The sequence below is a fragment of the Pseudaquabacterium terrae genome, from assembly GCF_013266755.1.
Classification (GTDB): Bacteria; Pseudomonadota; Gammaproteobacteria; order Burkholderiales; family Burkholderiaceae_C; genus Pseudaquabacterium; species Pseudaquabacterium terrae.
The window spans coordinates 454,785-470,381 of the sequence record NZ_JABRWJ010000001.1 but is presented as its reverse complement, the minus strand read 5'-3'; the positions used below and the strand labels follow the sequence as shown (position 1 = coordinate 470,381).

General features: G+C 67.7%; 13 protein-coding genes. 5 read left to right on the top strand and 8 right to left on the bottom strand.

The window, feature by feature from the left end; genetic code table 11:
- The first annotated feature begins 5 nt into the window (after positions 1–5).
- The 5 genes from HLB44_RS02210 (at position 6) to HLB44_RS02190 (ending at position 5,037) form a co-directional block, all read left to right on the top strand.
- Positions 6–566 (top strand): TRAP transporter small permease, encoded by a 561-nt coding sequence (locus HLB44_RS02210; protein WP_173120145.1) that lies wholly within the window; start codon positions 6–8, stop codon positions 564–566.
- A complete protein-coding gene (locus HLB44_RS02205) occupies positions 563–1,843 on the top strand; it encodes a TRAP transporter large permease subunit (RefSeq protein ID WP_173120143.1) in 1,281 nt (426 codons plus the stop codon). The genes HLB44_RS02210 and HLB44_RS02205 overlap by 4 nt, the downstream gene beginning before the upstream one ends.
- Positions 1,844–2,106: 263 nt before the next feature.
- Positions 2,107–3,246, top strand: coding sequence for a diguanylate cyclase (locus HLB44_RS02200; RefSeq protein WP_173120141.1), 1,140 nt, complete (start codon positions 2,107–2,109; stop codon positions 3,244–3,246).
- A gap of 111 nt (positions 3,247–3,357) precedes the next feature.
- A complete protein-coding gene (locus HLB44_RS02195) occupies positions 3,358–4,386 on the top strand; it encodes an RNA polymerase subunit sigma-70 (RefSeq protein ID WP_173120138.1) in 1,029 nt (342 codons plus the stop codon).
- Positions 4,387–4,464: 78 nt separating this feature from the next.
- A complete protein-coding gene (locus tag HLB44_RS02190; protein WP_173120136.1) occupies positions 4,465–5,037 on the top strand; it encodes a dihydrofolate reductase family protein in 573 nt (190 codons plus the stop codon).
- Here the strand turns inward: HLB44_RS02190 and HLB44_RS02185 are convergent.
- From HLB44_RS02185 to HLB44_RS02150, 8 genes are all read right to left on the bottom strand, one after another.
- A complete protein-coding gene (locus HLB44_RS02185) occupies positions 5,034–5,807 on the bottom strand; it encodes an ABC transporter permease (protein ID WP_173120134.1) in 774 nt (257 codons plus the stop codon). The two genes, HLB44_RS02190 and HLB44_RS02185, sit on opposite strands and share 4 nt — an antisense overlap.
- 58 nt (positions 5,808–5,865) lie before the next feature.
- The gene (locus tag HLB44_RS02180) at positions 5,866–6,825 is read right to left on the bottom strand and encodes an ABC transporter ATP-binding protein (protein ID WP_173120132.1); all 960 of its coding nucleotides are present in this window, start codon (positions 6,823–6,825) and stop codon (positions 5,866–5,868) included.
- A gap of 84 nt (positions 6,826–6,909) precedes the next feature.
- Positions 6,910–8,007, bottom strand: coding sequence for an SMP-30/gluconolactonase/LRE family protein (locus HLB44_RS02175; protein WP_173120130.1), 1,098 nt, complete (start codon positions 8,005–8,007; stop codon positions 6,910–6,912).
- A gap of 152 nt (positions 8,008–8,159) precedes the next feature.
- Complete coding sequence (locus tag HLB44_RS02170) at positions 8,160–9,530, bottom strand: FRG domain-containing protein (RefSeq protein WP_173120128.1); 1,371 nt, start codon at positions 9,528–9,530, stop codon at positions 8,160–8,162.
- Between the two features lie 36 nt (positions 9,531–9,566).
- Entirely contained in the window at positions 9,567–11,486 is a 1,920-nt protein-coding gene (locus HLB44_RS02165) for an SIR2 family protein (RefSeq protein ID WP_173120126.1), read from the bottom strand.
- Between the two features lie 7 nt (positions 11,487–11,493).
- The gene (locus HLB44_RS02160) at positions 11,494–12,294 is read right to left on the bottom strand and encodes a hypothetical protein (RefSeq protein ID WP_173120124.1); all 801 of its coding nucleotides are present in this window, start codon (positions 12,292–12,294) and stop codon (positions 11,494–11,496) included.
- Between the two features lie 55 nt (positions 12,295–12,349).
- On the bottom strand, positions 12,350–14,308 hold the full coding sequence (locus HLB44_RS02155) for a CHAT domain-containing protein (RefSeq protein ID WP_173120122.1): 1,959 nt from the start codon (positions 14,306–14,308) through the stop codon (positions 12,350–12,352).
- Complete coding sequence (locus HLB44_RS02150) at positions 14,305–15,414, bottom strand: S1 family peptidase (RefSeq protein WP_173120120.1); 1,110 nt, start codon at positions 15,412–15,414, stop codon at positions 14,305–14,307. The genes HLB44_RS02155 and HLB44_RS02150 overlap by 4 nt, the downstream gene beginning before the upstream one ends.
- Positions 15,415–15,597 lie beyond the last annotated feature (183 nt).

The window sequence follows — 15,597 nt, the reverse complement described above, 5'->3', positions numbered from 1 at the left end:
CCGCCATGACACGCCTCATCGACCTGTACTGCAAGGCCCTCAGCGTGCTCATTGCGCTGGCGCTGGCCGTCATGGTGGTGCTGGTGTTCGGCAACGTGGTGTTGCGCTACGCCTTCAACTCCGGCATCACGGTGTCGGAGGAAGTCTCGCGCTGGCTCTTCGTCTGGCTCACGTTCCTCGGCGCCATCGTCGCGATGAAGGAGCACGCTCACCTGGGCACCGACATGCTGGTGTCGCGCCTGCCGGTGCTCGGCAAGAAGCTGTGCCTCGTCGCCGGTCAGTTGTTGATGCTCTTCATCACGTGGCTGCTGTTCAAGGGCAGCCTCGAGCAGGCGAAGATCAACTGGGACGTCGCCGCGCCGGTCACCGGCGCATCGGGCGCCATCTTCTACGCCTCGGGGATCGTGTTCGCCGTGTCCGCCGCGGTGATCATCGTGCGCGACCTGTGGCGGGCCGTCTCGGGTCAGCTCAGCGAGGCGGAGCTGGTGATGGTCAAGGAGTCCGAGGAGCAGGGCGAGCTCGAAGCGCTGCAGGCCGAGCTGGCGCGCGAGGAGCGCACGCCATGACCGTCGCCATCTTCCTCGGCGCCTTGCTCGGCGCGATGGCGCTCGGCATCCCGATCGCCTTTGCGCTGCTCGCGACCGGCGTCGCGCTGATGTGGCACCTCGACCTGTTCGATGCGCAGATCCTGGCGCAGAACGTCGTCAACGGCGCTGACAGCTTTCCGCTGCTGGCTGTTCCCTTCTTCATGCTGGCCGGCGAGATCATGAACGTCGGCGGCCTGTCGCGGCGCATCGTCGACCTGGCCCTCGCGGTGATCGGCCACGTCAAAGGCGGACTGGGTTATGTCGCGATCATGGCGGCGGTGCTGCTGTCCGCGCTGTCAGGCTCCGCGGTGGCCGACGCCGCTGCGCTGACCGCGCTGCTGCTGCCGATGATGGTGAAGGCGGGGCACGACAAGGCGCGCTCGGGCGGCCTGATTGCGGCGTCGGGGATCATCGGGCCGGTCATCCCGCCGTCGATCGGCTTCGTGATCTTCGGCGTCGCGGCCAACGTGTCGATCACCAAGCTGTTCCTGGCCGGCATCTTCCCGGGCCTGTTGATCGGCGCATCGCTGTGGTTCACCTGGTGGTGGCTGGGCCGGCGCGAGCAGATCACCCCGCCGCCGCGCAAGTCACGCGCCGAAGTGCTGACTGCGTTGCGCCAGTCGACGTGGGCGCTGATGCTGCCGGTGATCATCCTGGTCGGCCTGCGCGCCGGCGTGTTCACGCCGACCGAGGCCGCCGTCGTCGCCGCGGTCTACGCGCTGTTCGTCTCGACCGTCGTCTACCGCGAGCTGAAGCTGTCGCAGCTTCACGCCATCTTCGTCACCGCCGCCAAGACCACCTCGGTGATCATGCTGCTCATCGCCGCGGCGATGGTGTCGGCGTGGCTGATCACGGTGGCCGACCTGCCGAGCAAGGTGATCGGCCTGCTCGAGCCCTTCATGGGCAACCCGACGCTGCTGCTGATCGCCATCATGGTGCTGGTGATGGTCGTCGGCACGGCAATGGACATGACGCCGACCATCCTGATCCTGACGCCGGTGCTGATGCCGGTGGTCAAGGCCGCCGGCATCGACCCGGTCTACTTCGGCGTGCTGTTCATCATCAACAACTCGATCGGCCTCATCACGCCGCCGGTGGGCACCGTGCTCAACGTGGTCGCCGGCGTGGGCCGCATGAAGATCGACGACGTCACCAAGGGCGTGATGCCGTTCATGCTGGCCGAACTGGCGGTGATGTTCCTGATGGTCCTGTTCCCGTCGCTGGTCACCGTGCCCGCCAAGTGGTTCGGCGGCTGACGCCTCTGTCGCCGTCGTCGGCAGCCAAGTACGCCACCATCGAAGTCAACAACTTTTCGAACATGTCTTCGAACTCAAGCATGCCCATCGCGCGCCGATAACCCTGCGAAGAGGCAAGAGGCACAGGAATCGTGCCTGGGGAGACAAGGCGCCAGGCCAGGTAACAACGGCCGCGTCAGCCCGGGCCCGGGCGACTCATTGGCAGGGGCTGCTCATGCAGGACGGCGCACCGAATGGGCCGGGGTGTCTCCCCGGGGGAAACCATGGACACGACTGAACGCGCCCTGCCTCCCATTGGCACATCGTCGCGTGGCTTCGGGCTCGCCCGTCGGGTCTATCTGCCGCGCTTCGTCGGGCTGGGCATCGGTGCACTGTGCGCAGGAGCCGGGCTGTACCAGGCGGACGCGCCACCCTGGGTCTGGGTCGTCATGATCGCCTACTGCTGCGCTTGGCCGCACATCGCGTATCAGATCAGCATCCGCTCAGTCTCACCCTTCGCGGCGGAAGGCCGAAACCTCCTGGTGGACTCGTTCGCGGGGGGCTTCTGGGCCGTGGCGATGGCCTTCAACGTCCTGCCCAGCGTATTGCTCCTCGGCGCACTCGCGATGAACAACATTGCGTCAGGCGGCGCCAGGTTCCTCGGGAAGGGCGCTGTCGCTCATGTGGCGGGCGCCGGCGTTGCGCTCCTGACTGTGGGGCTGAAGTTCCGGCCTGAAACGAGCTTCCTGACCGTGCTGTTGTGCGTGCCCTTCCTCCTGAGCTATCCCCTCGTGCTGGGGGTGGTCATGTACCGCTTGTCGATCGAACTGAGCCGGCGCAAGGATGCGCTTGTGCTGGAGAAGCGCCGAGCCGATGAAGCGAACCTCGCCAATACCCGCGCGCTGGCCGAGCTGGCCTCGCGCGACGAGCTCACCGGGCTGTTCAACCGACGCCACATGAACGAGCTGCTGGCGCAGCAGCGCATGGCCTGCCAGCGCGCGGGCGACTCCTTCGCGGTGGCGCTGGTCGACCTCGACCACTTCAAGCGCATCAACGACACCCATGGCCACGCGGTAGGCGACAGCGTGCTGCGCGCCTTTGCAAAGCAGGCCGGCGCGGCGATGCGCAGCACCGACACCGTCGGACGCTGGGGCGGCGAGGAGTTTCTCGTCATCTACCCCCGCAGCACCGCACACGAAGCGGCCCAGGGGGCGGCCCGACTGCATGAGTGTGTGGCTGCCGCGGTCGTGACGACACCTGGCGGCCAGGCTCTGACCTTTACGGTGTCGATCGGGCTGACCGACTACCTGCCGCCCGAGTCCGTCGATGCCTTGATCGACCGTGCCGACCGCGCGATGTACGAGGCCAAGTCACAGGGCCGCAACCGGGTGGTCACGCTGCCGGAAGCGACTGCGACGGCCTGAAGCCGTCGACGCTCTCGCGATGGCGACGTGGCGGCGCATGCCGGCTGACGCACTTTTTGGCCGCTATCGCCGGGTTGCTGGCCCACGCCGGCCGCCCAGCAGAATCGCCCCATGTCTGCCACCGACCCCGACCTCCTCGCCCGCGCCCAGGCCGGCGACAGCGCCGCGTTCGACGCCCTCGTCGCGCCCCACCGCCGCCGTCTCCACACGCACTGCTACCGCATGCTGGGTTCGCCACACGATGCCGACGATGCCTTGCAGGAGACGCTGCTCGCCGCCTGGCGTGCGCTGGCGTCGTTCGAAGGCCGCAGCGCGCTCGGCACCTGGCTGTACCGCATCGGCACGAACGTGTGCCTGCGGCTGATCTCGCAACGGCCGCGCCGCCTCGTCTCGTCGGAGTACGGCCCTGCGTTCGAGCAGACCGCCGAGCTCGGCGCGCCGGTGCCCGGGCCGGTGTGGATCGAGCCGCTGCCCGATGACGACGGCCTCGCGGACGAGGCGGTCGAGGACCCGGCCGCGGCGCTGCAGCGGCGCGAGCGCGTGGCGCTGGCCTTCGTCGCCGCCCTGCAGCACCTGCCCGGCGCGCAGCGCGCGGTGCTGTTGATGCGCGAGGTGCTCGAATACACCGCCGCCGAGACCGCCGAGGCGCTGGAGACGAGCACAGCATCGGTGAACAGCGCGCTGCAGCGCGCGCAGAAGACCGTGGCCGAGAAGTTGCCCGCGGTGTCGCAGGCGGCAGAGCTGCAAGCGCTGGGCACCGAGGGCCTCGAACGGCTGCTCGGCGCGTTCGCGCGCGCCTGGGATGCGCGCGACGTGCCAGGGCTCGTCGCGCTGCTCACCGAGGATGCGCGCTTCACCATGCCACCGCTGCCCGCCTGGTTCGACGGCCGCGCGGCGGTCGCCCGGTTCCTCACCGAGCGGGTGTTTCAGACGCCGTGGATCCTGCGGCCCCTGCGGGCGAACGGCCAGGTCGGTTATGCCTGCTACCTGCGGGCGGCCGGCGACGACCGCTTCCGCCTGGGCGGGATCACGCTGCTGAGCCTGCGGGCAGGGCGCATCGGCGGTCTGCACAGCTTCCTGGACCCCGCCGTGCACCAGCGTTTCGGTCTGCCGATGGAGATCGCCGCGCCGGACCGATGAGTTTTGGCGTTGCCCTGTCTCCAAGTGAATGACGCCGGCCGAATCTGCGGCCGGCGCGCATCCATTTCAGGAGAACCCATGGCCAGGCTCGTCATCAGCACCCTCATTTCACTCGATGGCCACTGCGCCGGTCCCGGCGGCCAGCTGGCCGGCATGCCAATGGACGCGGCGTTCGACGCCCACAACCTCGAGCGCCTGCGCCACGCCGGCACGCTGCTCTTCGGGCGCACCACGTTCTGCATGTTCCGCTCCTTTTGGCCGAACGTGGCTCAGGACGATGCGGCCATGTCGCCGACGGTGCGCGAGATCGCACGGCGGGTGCAGGACGCCGGCAAGCTGGTGGTGAGCGACACGCTGGCGCAGGCAGAGCCGTGGGGCGAGGCCGAGCATGTCCGCCGCCGCGATGCCCATGCGCGCATCCGCCAGCTGAAGGCCCGGGAGGACCGTGACCTGCTGATCTATGGCAGCCCGGTGCTGGCGAGCGACCTGTTGGCGCACGGCCTCGTCGACGAGTTGCACCTGCTGGTGGGCAACGTGCTGCTGGGCGCAGGGGTGCCGGCCTTCCAGGCCGCCGCTGCACGGCCGTTCAAGCTGCTGGGCCAGCAGCGGTTGCACGGTTCGGACACCGTGCACCTGCACTACGCCTGCTAGTTCTTGAGCCGGTACCCGGTGCGGAACATCCAGGTCACCACCGCCATGCACAGCAGCAGGAAGCCGCTCGAGGCCGCGAGGCTCCAGCCCACGCCCACGTCGGCTGAGTCGAAGAAGCTCCAGCGGAAGCCGTCGATCAGGTAGACGACAGGATTGAACAGCGTCACCGTGCGCCACAGCGGCGGCAGCATGTCGATCGAGTAGAACGCGCCGCCCAGGAAGGTGAGCGGCGTGATGACCAGCATCGGGATCAGCTGCAGCTGCTCGAAGCCCTTGGCCCAGATGCCGATGATGAAGCCGAAGAGGCTGAAGGTCACGGCGGTGAGCACGAGGAAGGCGACCATCCACACCGGATGCGCGATGTGCAGCGGGACGAAGAACGCGGCGGTGAGCAGGATCACGAGGCCGAGGATGATGGACTTGCTGGCTGCTGCGCCCACATACGCCACCACCAGCTCGAAGGACGAGACCGGTGCCGAGAGGATCTCGTAGATCGTGCCCGTGAAGCGCGGGAAATAGATGCCGAAGGAGGCGTTCGACAGGCTCTGCGTGAAGAGCGACAGCATGATGAGCCCCGGCACGATGAAGGCGCCGTAGGCCACGCCGTTGACGTCCTGCATGCGCGAGCCGATGGCCGCGCCGAACACCACGAAGTACAGCGAGGTGGTGATGACGGGCGCGACGATGCTCTGGCCGATGGTGCGCAGGAAGCGGGCCATCTCGAAGCGGTAGATGGCCCAGACGCTGAACCGGTTGAAGGCTCCGCTCATTGCAATACCCTCCGCGCTGCGCGCTGCGGGATGAGCCCTTCGGAACGGCCGGGCGGGCTCATGCCGCCGTCTCCGCCTGACGGTCATGCACCAGGCTCACGAAGATGTCCTCGAGCGAGCTCTGCTGCGTGTTCACGTCCTTGTAGCCGATGCCCAGCTCGGCCAGGCGTTTGAGCACCGTCGCCACGCCGGCGTTGCGATCGGAGGCGTCGAACTCGCACTGCAGCGTGTGGCCGCCCGGCTTGAGCACGAGGTTCCACGCGGCGAGCTCGTGCGGGATGGCCTCGAGCGGCGCGTCGAGCTCGATGGTGAGCTGCTTCTTGCCGAGCTTGCTCATCAGCGCCGTCTTCTCCTCCACCAGGATGACCTCGCCCTTGCTGATGACACCGATGCGGTCGGCCATCTCCTCGGCTTCGTCGATGTAGTGGGTGGTGAGGATGATGGTCACGCCGCGCTCGCGCAGCCCGCGAACCATCTCCCACATGTCGCGGCGCAGCTCCACGTCGACGCCCGCGGTGGGTTCGTCCAGGAACAGGATCTCGGGCTCGTGCGACAGCGCCTTGGCGATCATCACGCGGCGCTTCATGCCGCCCGACAGCTCCCTGATCTCGCTGTGCCGCTTTTCCCACAGCGACAGGTCGCGCAGCACCTGCTCGATCAGCGCCGGGTTCGGCGCCTTGCCGAAGAGCCCGCGGCTGAAGTTCACGGTGGACCACACGGTCTCGAACGCGTCGGTGGCGAGCTCCTGCGGCACGAGGCCGATCTTCGAGCGGGTGGTGCGCCAGTCGCGGCCGATGTCGTGGCCGGCAACGGTCACGCTGCCGCGGCTGGCGGTGACGATGCCGCACACGATGGAGATCAGCGTGGTCTTGCCGGCGCCGTTCGGCCCGAGCAGCGCGAAGATCTCGCCGCGCCGGATGTCGAGGTCCACCCGCTGGAGTGCCTGGAAGCCGGTGGCGTAGGTCTTGGTGAGGCCCCGGATCGAGACCGCACTGGCGCTGTCAGGGGATGTTGGCATGCGCGGCTGTCAGTGGAAAGGCGCGCATGGTAGGGGAAGCGGAGAAACCTTGCCGGCGGGCCCAAGGGCACGCGCCCTGCTTCGTCACCGCGCCTTCCACCCCAGCACCTTCAAGTGCAGGTTCTGCACGTACAAGCGATCAGCCGTTTCGGTCACCCCCGTGGTCTCCGGATAGGTGCCGGTGGCGTCCTGAAGGTCGGCGACCACACGCCCGTCTTCGGTGAAGGCGATGACATGGCCATAGGGCTTCGGGACCGGCCACATCGCGCGCGGCAGGCGCAGCGTGAGTGAGCGCATGAAGGGCTTGCCGGCCAGGCTGTCCACGTTCGGGCTGCGCGGTCCCGAGAAGCCGAGCCAGATGCGCCCGTCCTGGCCGCGCATCAGGTTGTCGGGGAAACCGGGCAGGTTGTCGAGCAGGACAGTGGCTTGCGGCGAGCCTTGCGCCACGTCGAGCCGGTCCGCGGCCACGGCCACTTTCCAGACGCGGTACTTGCCGGTCTCGGCGACGAACAGGGTCTGCTCGTCCTCGCTCAGCGCCACGCCGTTGCCGAAGCTCAGGCCGCGCACCACCACGCGCGTGGCGCGGGTGGCCGGGTCGTATTCCAGGATGCGGCCGGTCGAGCGCTGCTCGATGATGTCCAGTACCGCCGCTTCGTAGGTGCCGCCCCATGAAGCCGGCGCAAAGCGGGTCGACGCATCGCTGAAATAGATCTTGCCGTTGCGCGCCACGACCACCGCGTCGGCATAACGGATGGCGTCGCCGTCCACCTTGTCGGTGAGCACCGTGACCTGGCGGTCGGTGCCGATCGCGAGCAGCCCCTTCACCGCGTCGGCGGCGATCAGTCGGCCCGCGGCGTCGAAGGCAAAGCCCAGCACGCGTCCGCCGGTGGTGGCGAAGACTTCCTGACCGGTCCCGTCGGGGTTCATGCGCAGCACGCGGCCGCTGGCCACGGCCGCGTAGAGCTTGCCGTCGCGCCCCAGCACGACGTGTTCGGGGCCGGCCTCGTCACCCAGCGCGATGAGGTTCAGCCCGGCCAGCCGGCTGTTGACGGCGTGCACGCCGGTGTAGCCGGGCGCCGCGGGCGCATTCCAGGCCACCGGCTCCACCGGCACGGGCCACAAGCTCAGGTACGCGGCCAGGGCCAACACGAGGGCCAGCAGGCCCATGGCAACTCGCTTCATCGCTCCACTCCCGGTGCAGGACGCGTCGTCAGGCTAACCGCTGCGCCGATTGTTGTGAATCGTGCAATGCCGTATCGACCACGATGGGTTTACTGGACGGCGGATCGCCTGAGCCAGGCGACGCCTGGACCAGGAAGACGACGACGTCGCGATCAGCAGTTCGTGGTCGATCGCCGGTCTACCCAGTCATTCCAGCGATCGGCTGCTTCGGCCACCAAGTCACACATCAGTGGAAGCCCGAACAGATCAACGCTCTGGGAGAGGTCGGCCAGCGTGTCGAACAGCCGGCGATTCTGGGATCCGAACGCGATTGCGATAGCGGGATCAAGATGAACCCCTACTGGCGTGTGCACGCTCGATGCCTCGAACAGATAGTGCATCGCGATGCGCATCGGATCGGCCATGATCATGCCAATACGGGTCCGGGGCACTCCGATCATTGAATTCATCCACGGGGAGCCAACTCGCTTGGCCTTCCGCGCTGCGTGCAGTGCCCTGTCTGCATTGAACCCGCGCGGGTCCTTCGCGCAGCAGCCCACGATAGCCGCAATCGCATCTTCGATGAATGGTTCGCTCGGATACCAGCGATGCAGCACGATCTTGGTCTGCACGGCATAGAACGGATCATCGGGCGGAGCGAGAGCGCCAGCGATCGACGCCTCGTCGAGGACATGGGCTTTCTGCGACAGCTTGGGGTAGTGCCTGGGGAAATGGATGGCTTCACACTCATCAGTGAAGCTCTTCCACTGATCTTCTGACTCGTCAGGACAAGAAACGTGAAAACCGGACTGCTGATACCAGCGCTTCATCACCCACGGTGGCAGCAACTCCAGATGCAGATCGATGAGCCCGACATCCTGCATCCGCTGGAGCTTCCCGAAACGGGTTCGATAGATGACGCCGTGACCCGGCAATGGGTGGTTTGCCGGGGCAGCGGCGTTGGCGTCCAGACTTGCGAAGTGCAGCGCAACGAGCGGGTGGAAGGTGAAGTCGACCCAATGCGTAGGAAGTCCATAGTGTTGCCCCATCGCAGCCGCATTGCTGAAGTGCGAAAGATTGGCGTATTCGCTCAGGCCGGCAATCTCTTCTTCAGGCAAGTGGGTAGCCACGTAGCTCCGCAGAGCTTCCACGAAATTGTGGTTGTGCTGCCTATACAACTGCGTCCGCAGCGCGCTTGGAAGGATCGGCCAGGGGTTCGCCTGCCCACGGAACACCCAATGCGCACCAAAGTATTGGTTGGCTGACTCCGGCGTCAAGCTTTCTTCACGTAGGCGTGTCCTGGCCCATGCTTCCAGCAATGCCGCTGCGGCATGCCAAAAGCTTGGGGCGACCCAATCCATCGGATGGCCGTTGGCATTTCGTCGACCGCCGACGAGAGGCTCAACGTGGGCCGCTTGGCTTATGTAGCCCAGTGCCTCGAGCGTCCGCGCGTTCCACAGACTTTGCCGTTGTTCCCCAAACGCGGTGCGAAGAAAGTACTCGACAGCCTTCTGGGCAGACTCTTCGTGGCTTGAATTGCTCATCCCAGAACTCCTCCGTGGACGCCCCGATGCCTGTGCCTATGGCCTGGCGGCCCTGGCGAGCCGACGATGCAACTCGGCGGTGTAGAGGTTGACCGGCTGGTCGACGATCTGCACGCCGCATTGCGACCAGTAGGCCACTCTCTCCGGCGGCTTGCCCTTTACCACCGCCCAGGACCGCATCCCCCGGTGGTCCTGGTGGGCGAAGCGGAGCACCGACTCGACGTCCGACTCGACCAGCCCATGGCCGAGGAAAAGCAGCGGATGCGCCTCCAGCGTGCGCCGCAGCACCGCCGGCAACCCCTCCGGGATGCGCGCGGCCAGGTCGATGTAGTCCATCATTGTCGTCACGTAGCTGCGGCTAATGCCCAGGCCCTGGTTCTGACCGCCGTTGAGCTTGACCACCACCATGGCGGGCGCCAGCCGCAGAAGATTGCGCGGCCTCTCGACAATGCGCAGCGAGCCGTCGACGTCGAGGTGGCTGAACAGGCCACGCCACTCACCCTCGTTGTGGTACGTCAGCAGGTGGAACGGAACGTCGGCCCCGGCGAGGTGTCGTTCGAGAACATCGTCGTAGTTGGTCGTGAATACGGTCGGCCACGGCGGTGGCTGGCCCTCCCCGCCATAAAGCTGCGGCCAGGCTGCCAGCAGCTGATGGGCTTCACGCGGCTGCAGGTCCGAACGATCGAGCAGCTTGTCGATTTCGCCGTTGAGCGCCTCGCGACCATGGCGATCGGCGATGTGCTGCGCCACCGCACTGCGCTCGCTGGCCAGGGCCTCACAGTCGAAGCGGCGGGCCAACTCATCATAGAAGTGCTTGGCCATCAGCTTGGTCGGCCAATGCACCGCCGAGCCGAGGAAGAGGCTGAGTTGACCGGCGCGAATGAGGTTGACCACCCGCTCCAGTTGGCCGTTCAGCTCGGGCGGCATGCCGGACATGCCAGGCGGTGGTGCGATTACTCGTGCCCGGACGGTCGCCCGAGCCCGCGGGCCGCGTAGCGTGCGCACCGAGATGCGCGCGACTATGCGCTGCACCAGCGCTTCAACTTCACGCACATGCTCGGCACCGCTGCTGGCGCGGTACCACAGCGGCAGCACGCCTAGAGAACGCAATTGCCGCTCCTTGGCGCGAAACGCCCTCGCCGTGGATGGCGCGCTCATCACCGCGAAATGGCGTACGCCGGCGTAGTCTTCCTGCACTTTCAGCAGCATGTCCACGGTGCGATCGACACCCAGGCTGGCGCCGATGAACAGCATCGGCCGGCTGGCGAACAACAGGCATTGCGCGCTCTCCAGCAGAACGCGCTTGTCGGCTGAGCCGTCGCTGCCGTAGTTGGCGGCATAGTCGGAGCGCGCGAACGTGCGGCCGACGCGATCCTGCCAATCGCCGTGCAGCTTGATCAGCACGCGGCGGTTACCGTGCAGCGCATCGACGATCAGGTCCGGCCTGGGCCCGGAAACCACCGACTCGAAAGCGCGCCCGTTGGCCGCGAAGGCATGCTCGAGCAGGCGGTCGAAGTTTGTCGTGACGACTGGGCCGCCGGCAAGCAGTGGCAGCAGCGACAGCGTGCCTGCGCGCAGTGCAGCCTCATCGAAGCGGCGGTCGCCGGCGGCTACGGCCACCATGTTCTGGAAGCCGTCGGCCCCCAAATCATCGAGCAGGCTCTGCGCGGCCCCTTCGTAGTCGCCGGCGTCGAGCGCGCTGCGCATCGCATCGCGCAGATGCGGCGGGGCGGCGCCGAGCAGCAGGCTGCGCCAGTCCTGGAAGCCGAAGGCGGTGGACAGCCCTGCCCCGACGAACGGCACCAGACCCAGCCCGGTGCGGCCCTGCCGCTCGAGTAGCGCCAGGGCTTGCTCGTTGCACTGTGCAAGCCAGGTCTCGTCGACGACGGCCGGGGCCGCGCGCGTGGTACGCGCCGCAGGCTTGGCCGCGCTACGTGGACGCTTGCCGCCTCTCATGTCGCCCTCACGGCGCCGGCAGCGGCGGCAGTCTGACCTGCCCGACATAGGCCTTGCGGTAGGCCGCCAGGCGTTGCGCCAGGGCCTCGCGCTGGCTGGCCAGCGCCGCCTCGTAGATCGTGGCGCGGCCCGCCGAGTAGTTGAGCAGCGTCTTGGCCTTGTTGAACTTAAAGAACAGTACCTGGATCAGTTCGCTGTGTGCCTGCAGGTCGAAGGCCACCAGGGCCACCTGCACCAAGCCGCCTTCACCGACCTCGGCGGTAGCGACCTGGAAGTGCGCCGACTGCTCGACCCGCGAGTAGCGCTCGAAGAGCGTAATCCACGGCGCGTTCTCGCTCATCTCCTTCAGGCCATCGAAGGCGGCCTTGAGAACGGCCAGCGCGGCGGCCTGAGGACCGAGCAGCGCGGTGACCACCGGCAGCACTGCCTGGTGCGCGACGGCGCCGCTGGTGTCGAACCGGTACTTCTGGAATTGCTGGTCGCTCTGCGCCCAGCCGAGGTTGGTGAGGGCGCGGAAATACGCGCCGTACCACTCGTTGACCTTGGTCGGATCGCCGACCTCAGCAGTGGCCACGAGCTGCGCGAACAGCGTGCAGTTGACGACGTCTTCGCGCACCTGGACTGGCACCTTCTCGGCGGCGACGACGAGGCCGCTGCCGACCACCAGGGCCTGCGCGTCCTTGGCCTTGAGCTCGAGCGGCGGTAGGTCTTCGATCGCCCCGCGCAAACCCCTGTCGGCGCTGCGCGGGACTTTCGGCAGGCGAGACCTGCTGATGAAGCGGCGTGTGGTGTCGTCGGTAATGATCATCGGCAGAGACCCCCTGGGTGGTGGTGAATGGACATCGGGGCAGCGACGGTGAGCGTCAGCGCGTCACGAATCGTGAAGCCGGGTCGCCGTAATGCTGGTACGCAGCCCAAGCCGCCCGCGGCGCGCCTTCGGCGTGTACCTGCGCTGTCTGTTCCGGCTGCCAGATCGCGGCACGTGCCTCCCTCAGCGCCTCGCCGATGGGCGCTCCGAGTCTGTTGGCGGCCGGCAGCAGCTCGCGATAGAAAGTCATGGCCAGCGTGCGGGCCGGTTCCGAAGGCACCTCCCAGGCAGTACCGATGAAGTCCTGCACGCCGACGTGGAAGAACTCGTCGGCCAGGCCAGCGGCGACGTTGCCACGCTTGATCTGCGAGGTCAGGCAGGCGTTGGCAAACACCAGGCGCGGCGGCCTGGCCATGCCTTGCAGGTCGCTGCCGGTGAGCCGGTGGTTTTCATCGAACAGCCAGCCGCAGCGTTCGGCGCTCCCCTGCTCGTAGTCGGCATGGCCGCAGAAATGCACGATGTCGTACTGGCCGGATTGCAGCAAGGTCACGACCTCGACGTACTCGGCCGGCTCGTAGCCTGCTTCCGTGCCGGCACCAGTGCCCGCCTCGGGCGGACCGATGAGCACAGTGCAGTCCACCTCGTGCTCTTTGAACCACGTGCCGAGCTCCTTGGCCTCGACACGCGCCGATGGCAGCGCGCCTGTGCCGGAGGCGGGGTCGCCGATGATCAGCACGCGCGGCAGCCCGCCGCGGACGGACTCGCCGGGGCGCGGGCTGTACCGCGTGCGCAACTGCCGAGCCAACGGGCGACGCACGGCCAGCGGCTCGGCGTTGCCCTCCAGAGCCAGCATCTCCCAGGGCATCGAGGCGGTCACCTCGTCGAGTTCGAGCACCAGGTCGCCCAGCGCTTGGAGCAGGGATTGCAGGTCACCGTGCACCAGCAGCCGCCGTATCCGCTGGCCGAGCTGGGACGCGCTGCTGGTACTGGCCTCGGCGAGCTTTTCGGCGGCGCGCAGAGCGAGCTGCACTCGGCGCTCGAGCACCCGCTCGGTGACCGTGGTTCGCTCCGTGATCGCGGTGGCGTGCAGGTCGTCGCCTCTATGGGTGAAAGCCATTCGTGTCGGCACCAGGCGGGTGACAGGCTCCTCCGGCGGCGCGAGACGCAGTTGCAGCGCGGCGTGGCGCAGCGCTGCTTCGGGCGGCTGGCCGTTCGCCTGCGCGCCGCGGATGCGTTGACGCACCGCATCGCGCAGCGACTCGGGCAAGCGCTGCAGCGCCGACTCCAGCAGGCCCGGTTTGCCATCATCGGGAAGTCCCAGCGCTGCGAGCAACATCGCGCAGCCGAAGTCGGCCGACACGCCGCCGCCGTCGACCTCCTGCAGCCCATCGGCCAGCGTCCATTGCCGTGTGGCCGCCGGGCGCGTTGGGGCCGCGGCGAGTGCGCGTTGGACCTGCAAGGCCCGTTCGAGCTGGCGTTCGGCGATGGCCAGCGAACGCACCTTCAGCCGCGGGTCGGCCTGCAGCGCGCCGGCAAATGCATCGACGAAATCCCGCGCGGCTAGTTCGAGCGGCAAGTTGCCTTCGCCGGAGCCGATGACCACACTGGTCACGCTGCGGGTCTGTGGCAGCATGCCGATCACCTGAGCCACGGCGGTCGCCAGTCGGCGCTGCTGTGATGGCCCGAAGGTGCCCGGCTGCCCCATGCCGGCCACCGCGGCGAGGCGGCCGTCCGGGCCTGGGAAGAATTGCACCTCGCCGAGGTCACCGCGCAGCACGCCGCGACGGGTCATCTCGGTGATCAAGCGCGGCACTTCGGGACCGCCGCCGGCCGTGGCAGAGACCCAGTCGTCCACCGCCAGTTCGGCACGCTGGGGCATCACGCCAGCGTAGTGGCCCACCAGCAGCACATCGCCGGCGGAGCGCGTCATGTCGCCCCAGCAGACGCTAACCTGCAGCGGCGTGGTGGCCGGGGCGGCTGGGGCCTGCGTCGGCGCCTTGGCGCGGCGGCTCAAGGCAGAACCACGCCGGCGAGCGAGGCAATCCAGTCGCGGAAGCGGTCGACGCGCTCGTAGATGCCGCCGTCGCCGCAGGTGCTCATTGCGCTGCTGGTGGCGCGTGAGGTGGCCCCGGCGAGCACCCAGGCGCTCTGCGCATTCAGCACGTAGAAGGGGCCGCCGCTGTCGCCGCGGCAACTGTCACGCTCGAGCATCGGCCGGCCGGCGACCAGTTCCTGGCCAGGGTCGCACCCGTAGCTGAAGCGGTCCTGCTTGCCGTCGAGCTTGCCGCGGCAGGCGTTGGAGACGACAGGCACGTCGACGAAGCGCTTGATGCCGTAGCCGAGATCGCCGCCGGCGTTGACGGTGCCAAAGCCGACCACGCGGCCGTCGGTGGCCTTGTCGGCCAGCGCCTTGGTGGCCAGCGCGCGCGGCTTCACGGTGGTGACGTTCTGCTGCAGCAGCAATACCAGCAGATCGTTGGTCGCGCCTTGATGGTACTTGGGGTGGCGCACGCGCTGCTTGACCTTGACCACCTTGCCGGGACGGGACACGTCGTTGCCGAAGTACACGCGGGTTGCGAATTCGGCGCAGTGGCCGGCGGTGAGCACGACGTTGGGCGCGATCAGCGTGCCGGTACAGGCCCAGTCGGTGTCCGAGCCGACGGCTACGCAGTCGAGGAATTCACCGGCCTTCACCGGCTGGCCGCCGACGACACGTTCGCCGCCGCCGGTGCGGTGCATGAGCTGGCGCATGTTGGCCAGGTAGCGCGGATCCTTGAGGACCTCGAAGCTGCGGTTGGGCGGCGTCGCCGGAACGATGCGGATCGTCCTACTGCGGGCTGTCGGCGGCGCTGCGCTGCGATTGCCGGGCCCGGCGCGCAGGCGCTGCTCGAGTTGATGCAGGAACAGCGCGTCGTCGGCACCGGCTTCGCGTTCGGCCGCGGCGATCGCGGCTGCGAGGCCAGGACCAGAGGAGTCGGCCGCGGGAATCGGATCACCCCTGACGCCAACGGCTGCGGGAATTCGTGTGCGCGAGGTAGCCATCCGGTTCTCCTCCTTGTGGCGGGGACAGCCACTGAAAGTGGCCGCTGGCAATGTATGTAATCTGCGGATACTGATCAAGCGGCAGAGGAGAGCTCGACCCGCCACGCATCCACCGATCGAGGGAGGGAGGCACACCCGCTGGTGGGCGATGACGGCCACCGCGGGCCGAAACCGATGAGCAGCCGGCGGGTCGGGATCCATTCGGATTCGGGAGTACCCGCCGCTAAGCTACGGGAAGCCCTCGGCGGGAAATAGGCCTTC